The organism is Planctopirus limnophila DSM 3776 (assembly GCF_000092105.1).
Lineage (GTDB): Bacteria > Planctomycetota > Planctomycetia > Planctomycetales > Planctomycetaceae > Planctopirus > Planctopirus limnophila.
This window is the reverse complement of record NC_014148.1, coordinates 1193399-1210964: the sequence shown is the minus strand read 5'-3', so window position 1 is coordinate 1210964 and position 17566 is coordinate 1193399. Positions and strand designations below refer to the sequence as shown.

12 protein-coding genes are annotated in these 17566 nt (G+C 54.1%); 7 read left to right on the top strand and 5 right to left on the bottom strand.

Translation table 11 applies throughout. The features are described from left to right. Window positions 1-31: 31 nt before the first annotated feature. Window positions 32-943: a hypothetical protein gene (locus PLIM_RS04905; RefSeq protein ID WP_041401135.1), complete on the bottom strand. Its 912-nt coding sequence runs from the start codon at window positions 941-943 to the stop codon at window positions 32-34. A gap of 412 nt (window positions 944-1355) precedes the next feature. Between PLIM_RS04905 and PLIM_RS24030 the strand changes: the two genes are divergently transcribed. The 4 genes from PLIM_RS24030 to PLIM_RS24950 all read left to right on the top strand — a co-directional run bounded on the left by PLIM_RS24030 (window position 1356) and on the right by PLIM_RS24950 (window position 4133). Further along, window positions 1356-1595, top strand: coding sequence for a hypothetical protein (locus tag PLIM_RS24030; protein ID WP_148226976.1), 240 nt, complete (start codon window positions 1356-1358; stop codon window positions 1593-1595). A 196-nt stretch (window positions 1596-1791) separates the two neighbouring features. Next, window positions 1792-2967 (top strand): lipid-A-disaccharide synthase, encoded by a 1176-nt coding sequence (lpxB, locus tag PLIM_RS04895; protein WP_013109218.1) that lies wholly within the window; start codon window positions 1792-1794, stop codon window positions 2965-2967. A gap of 435 nt (window positions 2968-3402) precedes the next feature. Then, a complete protein-coding gene (locus PLIM_RS04890) occupies window positions 3403-3672 on the top strand; it encodes a hypothetical protein (protein ID WP_013109216.1) in 270 nt (89 codons plus the stop codon). Between the two features lie 209 nt (window positions 3673-3881). Continuing rightward, on the top strand, window positions 3882-4133 hold the full coding sequence (locus PLIM_RS24950) for an Imm74 family immunity protein (protein WP_013109215.1): 252 nt from the start codon (window positions 3882-3884) through the stop codon (window positions 4131-4133). A gap of 612 nt (window positions 4134-4745) precedes the next feature. Here the strand turns inward: PLIM_RS24950 and PLIM_RS04880 are convergent. Both PLIM_RS04880 and PLIM_RS04875 read right to left on the bottom strand, forming a co-directional pair. Further along, window positions 4746-6488 carry a hypothetical protein gene (locus tag PLIM_RS04880; protein WP_013109213.1) on the bottom strand — a complete coding sequence of 581 codons (1743 nt, stop codon included), beginning with the start codon at window positions 6486-6488 and terminating at the stop codon, window positions 4746-4748. 403 nt (window positions 6489-6891) lie between these two features. Then, window positions 6892-8271, bottom strand: coding sequence for a hypothetical protein (locus PLIM_RS04875; protein ID WP_013109212.1), 1380 nt, complete (start codon window positions 8269-8271; stop codon window positions 6892-6894). Window positions 8272-8784: 513 nt separating this feature from the next. On the opposite strand from PLIM_RS04875, the gene PLIM_RS04870 reads away from it, so the two are divergent. The 3 genes from PLIM_RS04870 to PLIM_RS04855 all read left to right on the top strand — a co-directional run bounded on the left by PLIM_RS04870 (window position 8785) and on the right by PLIM_RS04855 (window position 14217). After that, window positions 8785-10224, top strand: coding sequence for a sulfatase-like hydrolase/transferase (locus tag PLIM_RS04870; RefSeq protein ID WP_013109211.1), 1440 nt, complete (start codon window positions 8785-8787; stop codon window positions 10222-10224). 572 nt (window positions 10225-10796) lie between these two features. Continuing rightward, complete coding sequence (locus PLIM_RS22445) at window positions 10797-12836, top strand: ABC transporter ATP-binding protein (protein WP_013109210.1); 2040 nt, start codon at window positions 10797-10799, stop codon at window positions 12834-12836. A 421-nt stretch (window positions 12837-13257) separates the two neighbouring features. Then, window positions 13258-14217, top strand: a complete 960-nt coding sequence (locus tag PLIM_RS04855) for an alcohol dehydrogenase catalytic domain-containing protein (RefSeq protein ID WP_013109209.1) — start codon at window positions 13258-13260, stop codon at window positions 14215-14217. A 154-nt stretch (window positions 14218-14371) separates the two neighbouring features. On the opposite strand, the gene PLIM_RS04850 is transcribed toward PLIM_RS04855, so the two are convergent. After that, window positions 14372-16336: a heavy metal translocating P-type ATPase gene (locus tag PLIM_RS04850; protein WP_013109208.1), complete on the bottom strand. Its 1965-nt coding sequence runs from the start codon at window positions 16334-16336 to the stop codon at window positions 14372-14374. Then, window positions 16333-17328, bottom strand: a complete 996-nt coding sequence (locus PLIM_RS04845) for a formylglycine-generating enzyme family protein (protein WP_390416240.1) — start codon at window positions 17326-17328, stop codon at window positions 16333-16335. The genes PLIM_RS04850 and PLIM_RS04845 overlap by 4 nt, the downstream gene beginning before the upstream one ends. Window positions 17329-17566: the final 238 nt, after the last annotated feature.

Sequence of the window (17566 nt, the reverse complement as noted above, 5' to 3'; positions counted from 1 at the left end):
CCTGGCTCCGTTCTGACAAACCACCGATCGATTACAGCATCGCGAGTTTCATAATGCGCCCGGAGGGAAATCCCACAATCACCGCATCCCCCATTGCTGTCACCTGCAGACGATGCAGTGGTTCCGGCAATCCTAAGAGATAAACCAGGTCTCCCGCTTTGCTCAGGCAGGCCAGATGTTGCTCCAGCGTGGCTGAGTAAATGCGATGTTGATGAAAACTCTGGCCCACATGGCTCGCTGTGCCGTCGAGCATCAAAGTTCCCGCCGAAGAACCATCATTGCCGAACATCTGCAGCCCGTGCATGTAACCTGCCAGCAGAATCGATTCGCCATTCCCGGTGACTGCCAATCCACCCACTGTCGACCAGAGCGATTCGGACCACAGAATCTGTCCATCCAGGCGGATTTTGGAAATCAGTCCATACTCAGCCGCACCAATCAATGCCGCTTCAGTTCCCAGAAACGCCAGATGTTTGAGCGGTCTGGGCGTTTGAAAAGTCGCCTGTTTCTTATTCCCCAGTGTATAAATCGCATTCATGCCATCGGTCAGCGAAACGGCAACATGTTCACCATAAGGGGCAAGTGCAGTGGCGAGAATGCTGTCAGGGAGTTGCCTCGTCCACTGGAACGAGAGCTTTCGATTCATGAGAGAAAGCGAACTCGGCCCGGAGACCGCAGCAATCGTGGCCCCATTATCAGCAAAGCCGACTTCGCGGGCGACTTGCCCTAAACGGGTCAGTGCGCGCACCCGCCCTTCAATATCGATCAGATAAATCCCACCCGAATGATCGCTGGCCACAACTTCGCCCGTCTCCCGAGCCAGCTTCAAATCCGCGAGTGGCGCATCAGTGGTAAACGACCAGAGACAGACAGGCAGCCGCCCCTGCCCTTCCTGCAACCAGTGCATGTTCTCCTGAGTCACAATGGCAATCCACAGGGCCAATCGAGAAGTTCTGTCTCACCAATCAAACATTGTTGATCAGATTGCTCGTCGTTTCCAGCTGAAAAAACATCTCACACGCTTTCCATAAAATATGAGCGATATGAGTGCCATGCTTGCAGCCCTGGGCAAGCATGTTTTCGCAACCCACAACGCGCTGTCACTTTCTGGGAAGTATCCCACCACGAAATTCCACAATCCTGAGAGTCGCTCCGCCCTCCTGCAGAATGAGCCGATCAACCATCGCAGGTTTTACCTGAAAGTCGTCCTATTCGTTAAAGTCCCACATTTCATATGGCGGAATTGCCGTCTGGCTGTCGATCTCCACCGAAAACATCTCCATCTGTCGCCACTGAGTCACTTGAGGCCGTGGTCGCGAATGATGGAAAATTGGCCCCCAACAGAAGGTAAGACGATGGAACAGACATCTGCTCCGATGTTCGTTCTTTCAACCGACGGCGAGCTGCATGGCGTCGATACGGAAGGAAATCGCGAACTTGTCCGCCGGATTTACGCCTGCGTACAAGCCTGTGAAGGGATTTCCACCGACGAGCTGGAAATGGGTGTCGTCGCCGAAATGAAGCGTCTCCTGGGACAGGTCGTTCCACTGCTTCAAAATCGCTCAGCAGCCGTCGCCGAACGCGAAGCCGCCTGAAGACAGTCCTGATAGCGCAGGCTCAATTTCATCGGCCAGCAAAACCTCGCCTTGACCGCAAACGCCATCCATCGGACGATCTGTCTCAACACAGATCTCAAATGGATGGCGAGATTGTTTACCAGGCTTCGTAAGTGATGCCAGCGATGGCCTTAACCACTGGTGAACGACGACCGGGCAGTCAGGGACGATCATCATGCATATTTTCTTTTCCGTGGGCGAACCCAGTGGCGATCAGCATGCCGCTCACCTCATTCGCGCGCTCCAGCATCGTCATCCAGGCCTGAAAGTCAGCGGACTGGGCGGCCCAGCCATGGAAGTCGCTGGATGTGAAGTAATCTACCCTCTCACCAATCTGGCGGTGATGGGGATCTTCCGGGTCCTCCCACTCCTGACCACCTTCTACAAAGTCTTCCGCCAGGCACGTGCTCATCTGAAGCAGCACCGCCCGGATGCCGTCGTGCTCATCGATTTTCCCGGCTTCAACTGGCACATTGCCAAAGCAGCCAAATCGTTAGGGATTCCCGTCTACTACTTCATGCCTCCCCAGATGTGGGCCTGGGGTGGTTGGCGAATTCACAAACTCAAACGCACCGTCGATCATGTGATTTCAGGTTTACAGTTCGAGACCGAATGGTACGCCCAGCGAAATGTTCCCGTCACCAATGTGGGACACCCCTTCTTCGATGAGATTGTCCATCATCCACTGGATCAATCTTTTGTAAGAGAATGGAAACCACAAGCCGGTCGCGTCGTCGCCTTGCTCCCCGGCTCGCGTGGTCATGAAGTCACCCATAACTGGCCCCGCATGCTCGAAGCGGCCCGCATGCTCCACGAGCGTTTCGACGATCTCACTTTTTACGTTGCCAATTACAAAGAGAAGCAGCGCCAGTGGTGTAGTGAAGAATTTGTGCGCACAGGCGGGGGATTGCGCATGAACTTTTTCGTGGGCCGCACTCCCGAGATCATCGATATTGCGGATTGTGCCCTGGTTGTCTCTGGTTCAGTCGCGCTCGAACTTCTGGCCCGCCGCACTCCGTACGCCACGTTCTACTCCTGCAGTAAGCTGACACACTGGATTGGCCGCCAGATCATTCACATTCCGCACTTTTCACTCCCGAACCTGATGGCCAATCGCCGCATCTTCCCGGAACTGCTCTTTGTGGGAGAGGCGCCGGAAGCCGGCCGGCAGATGGCTGATGCGATTTCTCCCTGGCTGGCCGATCCTCAGCAGATGACCCTGAAGCTGGAAGAACTCGATGCCCTGAGGCGAGATGTTGTAAACGCCGGAGCTTTGACTCGCACTGCCGATCTGATTCTCCGGCTCACCACAGATCAAGCCCAGACCGAACAGCTTTCATCCGCAGCATGATCAGTGAAGATCAGCGAGTAGGGTCCGCTGTGCGGACCATCTTCCGCACACCACCACCGATCACTTTCTTTGTCTCCAATTGGTAATGAGGCTCGTTCCCGTCGTTTACCCAGGCTCTCCGGGCTGCAATCAAAAAGTTCCTGACAGGGTGGCCCAAATGTGGCTTTGCACGTCTGTGTGACGACAGGCACAAGAAACTACCCTCACAAGGCATCGTTGTGCATAATACGCAGGGTGGACCCCGTTGAAATTCCGATTTCTACCGGGGTCGTGAAGCCACAGGAGAGCCCTGGCAGAGTTGCATCCGAGATCTTCAGGGACTCATACTGTAATGCTTGCGACAGCAAAACCTCTTCTGCCTCCGGCACACAGATAACTCACAGACGAGCAACCTGTGCCACCCTGCGGTGGATTCGTGCCGATTGGAGCAACCCCATGAGCCAAGAATTCGATTTCGCGGAAGACGATAAGTTGAAGGAGAGAGAGAGCCAGCTTTCAGAGTTCCTTGATCGCATGTTCGATAACGAGGATCGGCCTTACTTTGTTTCAGACGATGCCTGCCTTTACGACATATTCAGCGGGAGGGACGAAGACTTCAATGATCGCCTTCAGAAATGGTATGGCAAAGCGTTGACAGGAGATGACTTTCGACGACCTGTCTGGCAACTTCTCGATTCTCTCTACAGGCAGTGTGGCCCCGGTTGAAATTCCGATTTCTACCGGAGTAGCCAAGCCACAAGAGGGCACTGGCAAAGTCCCATCTGTGATCTTCAGAGACTCATATTGCAGTGCTTACAGCAGCCAAACCTCTTTCGCCTCGAGCACACAGGTAGCTTGCGGACGAGTAACCTGTGCCACCCTGCATGACAAGTGTGACAGCAAAGTTTTGCCTGGCAATGCGTTTGGAGTGAACTATGATAATCGATGTAACCCCCAGTCATTTCGAGGTAAAAATAGGTCACCGCGTCACGCTCGTTTACACCGACATCTACTTTACAGATAAAGCACTGTTGAAGTATGACACTATAGTGTTGCCGCGTGGGACAACCCAGTGGGAGCCTCCACATGATTGTGAGCCGTTTACTGATGCCGACAGACAATCTGCAGTTGAGGAGGTCGTTAAGTGGTTGACTGATAAAGGAAGTCCTGTCGTAGTGGAATGGTAGCATTCTCTGGAGTTGCGGGTGTTTTGTTTTTGGGTGGTGTCAGATTTTCACATGGAGTCTTTGTGCCCCCGGTTGAAATTCCGATTTCTACCGGGGTGGCTTCGGCACAAGACGGCATTTGCAGACATGCAACTCCGTCAAGTTTCCACCTGAATTCCTCAGAGACTCATATGACATTTCTTCCGGCAGCAAAACCTCTTTTGCCCCCGTCACACAGGTAGTTCGCAGACGAGCAACCTGCGCCACCCTGAGAGCCCGGCCCGAACCACTTTCATCCGCAGCATGATGAATAAAGATCACGCATTAATGAATCAACTCGTAGGGTCCGCTGTGCGGACCATCTTCCGCACACCACCGGCAATAACCTTCTTTGTCTCCAATCGGTAATGAGGCTTGTTCCCGTCGTTTGATTTGTGCAATGTTTGCAGCGAGTAGGGTCCGCTAAGTGCCATGCTTGCAGCTCTGGGCAAGCATGCCTCCGTAAACAACGACGCGCTTGTGATTCCTGGACAACGCATTCGTTGAGGATCACAAGTTCAAAAAAAAGCCCCCGGCATTTGACCAATGCCGGGGGCTATCTTTTCACCGCATCATGTCGCTCATGTCACCAGCTTATCGCAAAGCTTCCTTCGAGAAGTTCGCAATCACCGAGCCCACATATCGCAGAATTCCCTGGTTAACATTGAGTTGGCCCACGACTTCTTTATCTTTACGCTCGAGGCTGAAGGTCAGCAGGTCGTCGCCACTGGCGAAGGCATCGACAGCCATCTTACGCAGGTTCTCAATCTTCTTGATGCGGTCCAGTTCTGCCTTGGATTTCCCGGTCTTCGAGACAGGAGTGTTCCCACGGAAGATTTCCAGGAGCTGCACCGTCGGCCCAAACTTGACCGTACCGGAGAGTACCACCGGGCTGACTGTCTTCTCACCACTGGCTTGCTGGTCGATGGCAGCTTTCAGTTCGTCCAAGCCACCTTTGCCAGCCGCACCCCAGACGATCTCCTTCCCGACGCCAATGTAAAGATCGCTTTGATCTTTCCCGAAGATCGACTGAAACCCTTCCAGGCGACGAGCGGGGAAGGTCAGCTTGTGGATCTTCACGCCATTATGTTCTGCCACATTGGCTTCGTATTTCCAGTCGTCTCGAATCTTGGGCATAAGTGCTAACAGAGCGGGAACCGTCGAAGTCTCCTTCGCCAGAATTCCACACGTCATGTTATGCACATTCCCCTCGACAGCATGCAGGTCGACATACGAATCGACTACACCTAACGAGACACCGTCTATCAGAAGCGCAAAGAGTGTCTTGGAAAATTCGTTGGCAGCCGCTTTCCCTTCCGCCGTGAGATTCGGACGGTTCTCGATATTCACGCCAATAGCGGCATTCATCACCGGATAAAACTCGATCAAATGCTTCTGCCGCATGTCGTCGAGTTCAAAGCAGGTCTTACCCGAGATCACGGGCTGATCATGCAGCTTGATCGCCGAAAAGGCACTTGGTTTGGTTCCGAGTAAGGCAATGCTCTTTTCAAGCTCAGTCCCCGGAAGAGCCGTCAGGAGCAATGTCCCTGAACCTTTCCCCGCCTCAATATCTGTGGTCCACGTCGCCTGCAGATGCTCAGACTGAACGATAAACCGTTCGAGTTCGGACAACTGGTGGTTTGTCCCCAGCTTGCGCAGCTCAAAAACTTCTTTGGCCTCGTCGCGTTTGAATTTAACAGCCGCTTCGAGTTCTACGCGAAGCTTGGTGAAGTCGGCTTGTCGCTGGGTGATGGTGGCGGGATCATTCTTCAGGTCAGCCACAATATCCTGTGACCCACTGAGGAGATTCTGTGCCAGCTTCCCGGGATCCGGTGCATTCGCAGGAATGTCCTGTAGCCGCTGGCTGAGCATGGCATACTTGCCATTGGCCCGCAGAAAATACTTGCGCTTCGAAGCCCCCTGCTCTGTCAGATCATAATGACCGGCAGCATTCTTTTTGACCGTGTAGCCAAACGAAGCCACGTTGTCCAAAAAGCCATCCCGGCCTTCGAGCTTGGTGGTCGGGAAGTTCAGCTGATAAATCAGTTCCTTATCGCCCAGAATCACATCAACGCGAATGGGCGTTTTGCCATCCACACCCGCCAGAAAGCTTTCCAGCGTGGCGTCGAGGTTTTCCCATTCCTTTTTGAGTGCCGGCGTGGGGGCCAGATTCACCAGATACTTCAGATCTTCCCGAAGTCGGTCAGCACCCGGTTGCACGAAAGTAATGCGTGGTTCATCAGCCCGAGTCACCATCGTGGCTGCCAGAAGACTGGCACCAAGTGCCAGAGCAGAAAAGCACTTCGTAGACCACTTACCCAGTTGAATCTGCAACACGGATGAGACTCCCTTCGCTTGCAACGCTTCTCAGGTGAACTCCATTAGGTGGCTCTGGATACTCGCCTCAACAAGTACACAAAGTTTCCAAGAATGCTTAGGTTCACCGACTGTCAACTTATTTGTCAACCTAAACTCGGTTCTTTGATTGTTTGATCCCCAGAGTTTGCCAAGGGAACAACAAAGAAACTCTCAAGAATCAGCAGGAATCACCACAAATCCTCTCACGAAACTTTCCGGCTATGGATAACTGCACCTCTCTCCAAAATTAGCGTTTTTAGAGGTTTGCAGGTTGGCTTTCCCCGTAAGATCAACTCGATGCTCACGCCACGATTCCAGAAAAACAATCAGCCAGGGAGGCCTTGAGGCAACACCTGGCTGATTGAAATCTGTAAGGAAAGACCTACTTGGTGCATGTGCTGCAGGGAGCCTGAGCCGTAGCTGCAGGAACTGCACAGCTCGGATCAACAGCGGCACAGGCCGTGACAGGCACCCGGCGGCAAACAGTTCGTGGCACGCAGACCGTCTTGGTTTCGACCACTTTACGTGGCACGCAACTGGTCTTTGTCACCATCTTGGTCTCACAGACCTGACGGCAGGTCGTGTAAGGCACCTGACGGGTTTTCACTTCACGTGTCATCGAGCAGGTCGTGTAAGGCACCCGCTTGGTGATGCATTCCGTTGTCCACGAGCAGGTTGTGTAAGGAACTCGCTTGGTGATGCACTCAGTTGTCCACGAGCAGGTCGTGTATGGCACCCGCTTCGTGCATGTTTCACGAACCATCGAGCAGGTCGTGTAAGGAACGCGCTTCGTCACGCATTCTTTTTCCCAGCGAACGCAGGTGTAAGGAACTTGCTTCACAGACTGCACAGGTACTCGTCGGCAAACAGTATATGGCTGCTTGCAGGTTTGTGTCTCACGGACATACGTCGTGCAGGGAACTTGCTTGCAAACCTTACGGGGAACCCATGTTCGCTTGCAGCAGGTTGTTGGTGGGCACTGCTCGCAAACCATCCGGGCACAACCAGGACGATAAACACACTTGCAGGCACAAGGATCCCATTCCCATGTCCCGGGATCTTGCACGCACTTCTGCACCATTTTGCCAGGGATCTGATAAGTTTCAGTCACCCATTCGCCAGTGCACTCTTCCACAGTCTTGTATGTTGTGACAGGCTTGCAGACGGTGTAGCAGACGTCTCGGTAGCAGGTCTCGGTCTCTGTCCGATAAGTTGTGCAGCAGACCTGACGATAATGCGTTTCGCAGACAGGCTTCTTGACTGTGCAGGTCACATCGCGATAGCAGGTCTGGAACACAGGACGGCACTTGGTGTAGCAGACGTCGCGATAGCAGGTCTGGTAAACCGGCTTCTTGATGGTGCAGGTCACGTCGCGATAGCACGTCTGGTAAACCGGCTTCTTGATCGTGCAGGTCACTTCCCGATAGCAAGTCTGATAAACAGGCTTGCACACGGTGTAACACTCTTCACGATAGCAGGTCTCGCGAATGGTACGGGTGCAGGTCACTGGCACTTGGCAAGTCACCTGATCGTACACCGTGCGGCAGCACTGGTACTGCTTCGTATCCCAAACCGTTTCCTGAACGGTCTGGTAGCACGTCGTGGGGCAGGCCTTGGCGGCGCAGTAATCGCCAGCCGGGGCACATGCCTCAGTAGGACAGCAGCGATACCTTGCGGCACCGCAGTATTTTGCTTCGGCAACATCTGCCAGTCCGAAGGCCAGCAGGCCTCCCAGAGCGACCATCATGGACGCAATTTTCATCGCTCGATCCTTGTTCCTGTCAGAACGGCGTGAAGCTATCCCCCGGCATTTGTTCGCAGGTGCCAGAAGACAACTTGTCTCATCGTCTACATCGACGGCCCCCTCACGAGGCTTGAGACAAAAGTTGGATTTTTTTTTCGCAAAAGTCCCGATTCGGCATTTCTGGAATGTTTTTGCCCGGTAACGGCAAAAACTGCCGAAAAACTGCCTGCCAGCAAAAGCAAAATCCCTGACCTACCTATCTTGCGGCATTCGAATCGGAGCCTGATTTCCCTCACCGCTCCAAAGATCGGCATTCCCAGCCGCTTCTCCCACGAAAAGACAACCTGTCACTGGTAATCGTCAGGATCGGAAAATCCATCACCCCATCTGCGCATACTGGCCAGGCTTCCCAAGATGCTGAATCTCCCAGTCCTCCAGAATGTTTGGAATCGGCAAACCAAAGGATTGATCACATGAGATCGTGTTGATATGACGGAGTCGTCACCGGTTCGCACCCTTAGGAAGATGCTCATGTCATTAGGAAGTCACCCGGCTATCGCACTTTGGTTGGCTCTTGTGGCATTCTGTTCACAAGCCCTCTTGGCTGCCGAGGATGTGAATCAAACCAGCAAATCCGGTCGTCCCAACATTCTGGTCATTATGGCAGATGACCTGGGATACGCTGACCTGGGGGTTCAGGGTGGCTGCGAAATCCCCACACCTCACCTGGATCAATTAGCCGCCAGTGGCATTCGCTGCACCAACGCATACGTCTCGGCACCCTATTGCAGCCCCTCTCGCGCCGGCTTTCTCACCGGGAAGTACCAGACTCGGTTTGGACACGAGTTCAATCCCCACGTAGGCGAAGAAGCGAAACTCGGCTTGCCGCTCGAAGAAGTGACGATCGCCAATTTATTACAAACAGAAGGCTATCGCACGGCCCTGATCGGCAAATGGCACCAAGGTTTCAGCAAAGATCATCATCCGCAAAGCCGGGGGTTCGATGAGTTTTTCGGCTTCCTCGTCGGTGGCCACAACTACCTCTTACATAAAGAAGTCAAAGCCAGGTTTGGAACTGCTCACTCTCACGACATGATCTACCGGGGCCGCGAAGTCGAACCACAGGAAGGCTACGCGACAGATCTCTTCACCAACGAAGCTCTTCGCTGGATGAGTGGCCCGCCCAACAAACCCTGGTTCTTGTATCTTTCGTACAATGCCGTCCACACACCACTCGAAATCGCCCCGCATCTCCAGAAGAGAATCCCAGAGTCTGTAAAACTCCCAGCTCGCCGCGGCTACCTCTCCTTACTGGCCGGCCTCGACGATTCCATCGGCCGGATTACGCAGCACCTGAGTCAGCATGGGCTCCGCGAAAAGACACTCATTATATTTCTCAGTGATAATGGCGGGTCGGGACGCGCACCCATACTCGCGTACAACTCCGGGCTCAACCATCCCCTGCGCGGAGATAAAGGGCAAACTCTCGAAGGCGGCATCCGCGTCCCCTTCTTTGTCTCATGGCCCGGGCAACTTCCCGCCCGCACAATCTACGAGCAGCCCATCATTTCTCTCGATCTTCTCCCCACGGTTTGCCAGTTGGCTGCCAATAATCCCGCAAAACCACAGCCACTTCCTCAAGGAATCGATGGGGTGAATCTCATGCCCTATTGGCTCGGCCAGCGTTCGGGAGCTCCTCACGAATCGCTCTTCTGGAGATTTGGCCCCCAAAAAGCCGTCCGCGCAGGAAACTGGAAGCTCGTGGATTGGCGAGATTTTCCCGCATCAAAAAATAGTGGCTGGGAACTTTACGACCTCTCCACAGACATCAGCGAAAAAAACAACCTGGCAGAAACTCATCCCGAAATTGTCGCCCGTCTGAAAACTTCCTGGGAAAAGTGGAATCAATCCAATATCGAGCCCCTCTGGAGAGGCTCCAAGATGGAAGACGCCACTCCAGTGACGAAATAATTTTGCTCAATAACCTGCTGTGTGCCATGCTCAGTGTGCCATGCTTGCAGCTCTGAGCAAGCATGTCTTCCCATCCAGCAACGCGCGTCGGGTGGCAGGGGTCGGATGTCTTCATCCGCCCCCTGGTCAACAAGGTTCCCTAGCGCAAACGCATCCGAAACATAGATTCATGACTTTCCATGCTGTTCGTCAAAAACGATCAGAGACCTATGAACTGGGGGCAAACGAGGACGTTTGACCCCAGCCACACGTCAAAAAGCGTTCGGGAAAAGATGTGTGCAATAGACAGCAGCTCTGGGCAAGCATGTTTTCACAACCAGCAACTCTCAGCAATTTTCTGGAAAACGCATAAGTCAGCACAAACACCTGCCAATTCCCAGATTCGTTGTTTTCCGTGGCATTGAACGGCTGGAGAACTCTTCTTGCCCACCTTCGCCACTTCTGCGAAAGTCTTACAGCGTGCGACTTTTCGTAAGAAAAGCTCCCAGCCAAAAATCAGGAAAGACTTTTCGAACATTTGACCTGGGCCCACAGACAATCGTCGGCCCTTGGCACAGGGATGTGCGGGATCTATGGAGAGCCTGAACCAACTAGCCCCTTATCTCTGGCGTGTCCGGGGATATCTGATTGGCTCATCAATCGCAGCCCTGCTGGTGGCCATTTTCTGGTCAGCCGGGCTGATGCTCTCCTATCCTCTCGTCAAAGTTCTCTTACAAGGCCAGAGCCTGCAGGCTTATCTCACAGAAGAAACCCAGAAAGCCGAAACCGAAACAGCCCAGCACCAGGCCGAAGCCGCCCGAGTTCAACATCAGCTCGACCAACTCGACCCGAATGTCTCATCCTCCGAAAAAATCAGTCTGCTCAAAAGCCTCGACCGTGCCCAGCGGCAACTGGCCTCTTCGGGCTGGCGGCTCATGTTCTGCACCTGGCTGTCAAAACAACTTTCCTCGTGGCTCCCAGAACAGGCATTTCCCACACTCGTCCTGCTGCTCGCATTATTGGCAATAGTCACGCTGGCCAAAGGTTTAACGGTTTACCTGCAGGAAAATCTGGTCGGTATCGCCGTCGAATCGACCATGGTCATGCTCCGCCAGCGCATGTTCCAGCACGTTCTCAGGCTCGACCATGTCACCTTAAGTCTCCTGGGTACACCCCAGTTGATGGCGCGCTTCACCTATGACCTGCAGCAGTTAGGGACAGGGCTCACCCTGTTCGGCGGACGTTTAATTGTCGAACCTTTAAAGATTCTCAGCGTGCTGATCTGCTGTTTTCTCGTGAACTGGCGATTAACAACGCTTTCGCTAATCGTCGTCCCGCTGGGAGCATTACTTTTTGGCCGCTATGGCAAGAAAATCAAAAAAGCCAGCCGCAAACAGATGGAAAGCATGTCACGGATCTTCACTCAACTCGAAGAAACACTCAGATCATTTCGCACAATTCTCGCCTTTGGTCTCGAAAGGCAAAGGCGGCAAAGCTTTCATCGCGAACAGAAAGTGGCCTTCGAAAAAACGATGAAAATCCTGCGGATGGATGCGCTCTCCAGCCCCACCACAGAAATTCTCGCCACACTGGGAGCCTGCATGGCGCTGCTTCCGGGAGCTTACATGGTCCTCCGCCAGAAGTCCGAAATTTTCGGGATTCAACTCTCCGAAGGGCCTCTCGATATCGCCGAACTGGCGTTACTTTACACGCTCATGGGTGGCCTCCTCGACCCGGCCCGCAAACTCTCTGCCGTCTATCCCAAGTTCAAAAAATCTTCCGCCGCCTGCGATCGTGTCTTCAGCCTGCTGAAAACTCACACCCGTTTACAGCAGGATCGACAATGGGTGCCATTACCTCGCCACACCGACAAGATTGAGTTCGAGAACATCACCTATACTCACCCCGTCGCCGAAGACCGCAATCAGGCACGTCCGCCGGCTCTTGACCGAGTCTCCCTGAGGATTGCCTTCGGCGAAACCGTGGCCATTGTCGGCGGGAACGGCTCTGGAAAATCTACACTCATCAACCTGCTCCCCAGGCTCTACGACCCGGATTTCGGCATCCTGCGCATTGACGGAATTGATATTCGCCACACTCAGTTGGCACTGTTACGAAAACAGATTGCCGTGGTCCCTCAGGAAACACAGCTCTTCAACCGCACCATCTCCGAAAACCTGCGCTATGGCAGTTGGGATGCTCCCGCTGACCGCGTGACTCGACTGGCACATGATTTTGCCGTCGATTCCTTTGCCAGTCGTTTCCCCGATGGTCTCGAAACTTCCGTCGGCGAGCGGGGTCAACGGCTTTCCGGTGGTCAAAGACAACGCATCGCCCTCGTAAGAGCACTCCTGCGCGATCCTGCCATTCTCATTCTCGATGAAGCCACATCAGCCATTGATCGCGAAAGCGAAACACAGATTTACGAAGCACTCGCCCACCACAAGCAGAACCGCACCGTGCTGATTGTCACACACTCTTTGACAGACACACTGCTCAAAATCGTCGATCGAGTGGTGGTGATGGATCATGGTCAGATCATCGCACATGGCGAACATACCCAACTGTTGAAGACCTGCCCGATCTATCGAAATTTGTTTGCCGCCCAGCGCGAACAAGCCCACGCCGCCTGAAGTAACCACTGCTCGACTCAATTCCTCAGCGCCGGCTGGCACGACCCTGGGTGGCACGACCCTGGAGGCTTTGCGAAAGGGCGTGGTCTTTACGCTTTTCAATGTGACATTTGATGTCATGACGGTTGGCAGGGGGCGAATGTCTTCATTCGCCCCCTGGTCAATCGACCTTACCAGCGCAATTGCATCCGGAAAAAGCCTTCATGGCTTTCGAGCACAATCGACTGAATTCATAAGAGTCGAATGACCTGGGGGCAAACGAGGACGTTTGACCCCAGCCACGCATCTAATGAGCACTCCGTCAAACTTATGTGTCATAGACTGCAGCTCTGGGCAAGCATGTTTTCGCAACCAATCACGCGATGTTATCTTCTGGGAAACGTACGATAAGCCCCCCCACGAAAGAACTCCGGAATACATCATGACCAAGATCGTTCTTTCTCGCGGCAACATCGTCATTGATTCTTCGATTGACGACGCTCAGCTCTCCCCATCCAGCACCGCTGACGAGACCATCATCGAATTAAGGCTCGCCGGCATTTGCGAAACCGACCTGCAGCTCATCTCCGGCTACATGGGTTATGAAGGGGTGTTAGGCCACGAATTTGTCGGCACCGCCCTCAATGGCCCGTTCGCCGGGAAGCGCGTTGTTGGTGAGATCAACTGTCCCTGCGGTCAATGCGTCTATTGCCAGCGCGGTCAGAAATCGCACTGCCCGCATCGAACTGTCCTGGGCATTTACCGCCGTCATGGAGCATTCGCTTCGAGGTTCTCACTCCCAGCCGAAAATCTGCATGTGGTTCCGGAGAGCCTGCCGGATGATCTCGCCGTTCTCACTGAGCCACTGGCTGCCGCACTTCGAATCCCGGAACAACTAAGTCTGGCCGGGAAAAGTGTGCTGGTCGTGGGTGACGGCCGTTTGGGAAGCTTATGTGCCGCCGCCTTGTTCCCATTGGCCAGGGAGCTTGCCGTCGTCGGCAAACATCCCGAAAAACTGCAATTCGCCAACGAACTCGGGCTGACGACTTATCTCAAAGACCAACTTCCCGCACAGCGAAAATGGGAGGTCGTCATCGAGACGACAGGTCGCAAGGAAGGTCTTGAGTTTGCCTTGCCACTGGTGGAACCCGAAGGGGTTGTCGTTCTCAAAACGACAGTCGCCGCCCCGCATCAGCTCTCGCTCGCACCGGTCGTGATCGACGAAATCCAGGTCATAGGCTCACGCTGCGGCCCCTTCGCCAAAGCTCTACAGTGGCTGGTTCAGAAAGGCTCAATCCTGCAACCACTCATTGAAAAAACGTACTCCCTTCACGAAGGCCGAGAAGCTCTGGCTCACGCTCAAAGGCCCGGCACCCGCAAAATTCTGCTGAAACCATCATAAACCAGAAAACATCTTCAGATGGGTGCCCCGGTTTTGTGAATCCCGTGCCATGCTTGCAGCCCTGGGCAAGCATGCCTCGCCGTCCCTCAACTCACCATGGATTTCCGAAACGCAAAACAGTTCCAAACCTCAACCAGACCTGAAATTCCAGTTCTCACGACGGAACATTCCCGGAATCTACCCCGGAATCCGATGAGTCATAATCAACCAAAGATCCTGCAGGAAAACCGACGCGCAACGCATTCAGGACAGCAATCACATCGATCACTTCCTGTAGAATCGCGCCAAACACCGGTGGTAAGTATCCCATCGCTGCGAAGCTCATCCCCGTGAGACTCAAAACAATCCCCCCCACAGCACTTTGCAGGGCAATGCTGCGTAAACGCCGGCTGATGTGCAGAAATTCGTCCACTCGTTTGAGATTCCCATCCAGAATCACGGCACCAGCCGCCTCAGCCGTCACATCACTACCCCGGCCAAACGCCAGACCCACCGTCGCTTCGAGAAGAGCCGGTGCATCATTGATTCCGTCACCGACATAAAGTGTCTTAGCTTTTCGAGTTTCGGCTCGGACAATCGCCACTTTTTGCTCGGGTGTTTGAGAGAAATAGATCTCCGAGATCCCGACCGAATCAGCCAGATACTTGACTTCGCTTTCACGATCTCCCGAAACGATCATCACCTTCTGGAAATGATGTCGTTCGAGAAGATGATCAATAAATCGCTTGCCATCATCTCGGGGTCGATCACGAAAACTCGTCACAGCCGCCAGTTGTCCATCGACCAGAATGACGCATTCGAGGCCCCCTTGTGTGGGTGGTAACTGCTCAGCCAGAGCCGGTTGATTCTTCTGAAGTTTTGCACGTCCCGTCACAACGATCTGATGACCTTGAACCAGCCCTGTCAGCCCTTGCCCAGGGAGTTCCGCCACACTCGAAACTTCCAGCAATGGCAAACCCGTTTTCTGAATCGCTTCCAGAAATGGCATAGCCAGTGGATGTCTCGAATATTGTTCAAGTGTGGCTGCCAGTTGCAGAACATGATTACGTTCGAAGCCCGAAAGTGGCGTCAACTCGACCATCGCAGGGCGGCCGTAGGTCAGCGTTCCGGTTTTATCAAAAATTCCCACCCGGCACTGCGTGACTGTTTCAAGAACAGCGGGATCCTTAATGACGATTCCTTTTCGGGCAGAAAGTGAAACCGCACCGATGATCGCCACCGGGATCGCAATCAGCAGCGGGCAGGGAGTCGCCACCACCAGAACTGCCAGAAATCGAATCGCTTCGCCACTGATGACCCACGCCGCAATCCCAATACCTACCGCAAGTGGTGTGTACCAGGCTCCCAGTTGATCACCCAACCGCCTTAGGCGCGGCCGCTGCTGCTCAGAAGCCCGCATGACCTCCATGATCTTGGCATGGCGTGAATCACTGGCAGGTTGATCGACACGAATCGTCAGTGCCGCCTCCCCATTGATGGCCCCCGAAAGCACACTCGCCCCCACCGCCTTGGGAAGCAGATAAGGTTCACCCGTGAGGAACGATTCGTCCATCGTGCCACGGCCTTCGGTGACTGTGCCGTCTGTCGGACAGAACTCGTGCGGCAGCACCACCAGTAACTCTCCGACTTTGACCTGATCGAGCGGGACATCGGTCAGGTGCCCATCAATCAACCGATGCGCGACCGTGGGCATGCGCTTGGCGAGTGCATCAAGAGCACTCGAGGCCCGGCGGACAGCGTAAGCTTCGAGTGCTTCACCCCCTGAGAGCATCAGCACCACCAGTGTCCCTGCCAGATATTCCCCTAGCAGCACAGAGGTGACGATTGAGATACCAGCCAGCAGATCCGAGCCAAACTCTCCCCGGAAAAGATTCCCCATAAGGCCGGCCACCAGGTAGCCGCCCCCCAGCAGCAAGGCCACGAGCAGTGGCAGATCGGCGAGATGAATCGAACTGTAAATCGTAGAATTGGGTGAACCATAGGCGATGATTCCCCATACAAGCATGGACACGATCGCCAGACCGGCAATCGATGTTTGCAGTTGTCCCTCAGTGAGCCATCGATTGCTGTTTTCCGCCGTGGATTCAGCTCGGGTTGGTTGCGGCTTGGGAGAAATCATGGGACCACCGACTTTGCACAGCGGAAGCCCACATGCGACATCCCGGTATCAGGGCTGCAGCCATGCCGGGCACTGGGGCGATAGCGTGAACAATAGCTATCATTACATAGAAACGAACCGCCACGTTGAGATCGCAACTGCTGGAAAGGTTGCGTGGGGTCGTGGCTTTTCTCGGGCCCAGACGGATTTTTTGTCACTGCCAGTTGTGGCCGTTTGGAATAGAGCTCCCGGTCATACCAGTCGTGACACCACTCCCAGACATTACCAGACATATCGTACAGCCCGTAATCGTTGGCCGGGAACGATTTGACCGGAGCCGTGCGAGTAAAGCCATCTTTGGCAGTATTCTCATAAGGGAACTTTCCATTCCACAGATTCGCCTGTGGTGAAGTTTCACTGGGGGGAGTCGTCCCCCAGACGAATGGCATGCCCTCTTTGCCGCCGCGTGCCGCCCGTTCCCACTCAGCTTCCGTAGGCAACCGTTTACCTGCCCATTGGGCATAGGCACTGGCATCATCCCACGAGACATGCACCACGGGATGATCCATTCGCTCGTCGATATTCGAACCCGGCCCTTCGGGATGACGCCAGTTCGCACCAGGTGTCCAGACCCACCACTGCGAAAAATCATTCAAAGGGACCGGATGATCGGGCGGAGTAAACACTAACGAAGCCGGCACGAGCACTGCAGGATCTGGTGCTGCTGTGCCGGGAGGACTGTTCGCCAGAATCTCTTCGACTGTCGGAGCTTTTTCAGCAGTCGTCACATAGCCCGTGGCTTTAACAAACTCGGCAAACTCCCGATTGGTCACTTCGTGCTCATCAAGCCAGAAACCCTCCACAGAAACAGGATGTGTCGGACGTTCGTCATCCCATGCCAGTGGATCATTCGAACCCATGCGAAATTCACCACCAGGGATCCAGACCATCCCCGCAGGTGCGACCACACCTTCTGGCGGTCCACTTTTTTCCCCTCGGCCTTTATTGGCCATGATCCATGAATTGGCGAGCATGCCCGCTCCCAATCCAACTCCCGCCAATAACAGCAGGAAGCCCCACCACCAGGCATGTGATTTCTGAACCCCAGAGGCTGCGCGGGTTTGAGTCGGTCTTGGCGAGAGAGCATCCGGCATAGTGATCCCACAAAACGCAATCCACATTCTCAAAAGCCATACGCCGAAAACGGAGTGCTGCCTTTTGGTACATCGGCATTGTATAACAAATCGTGGA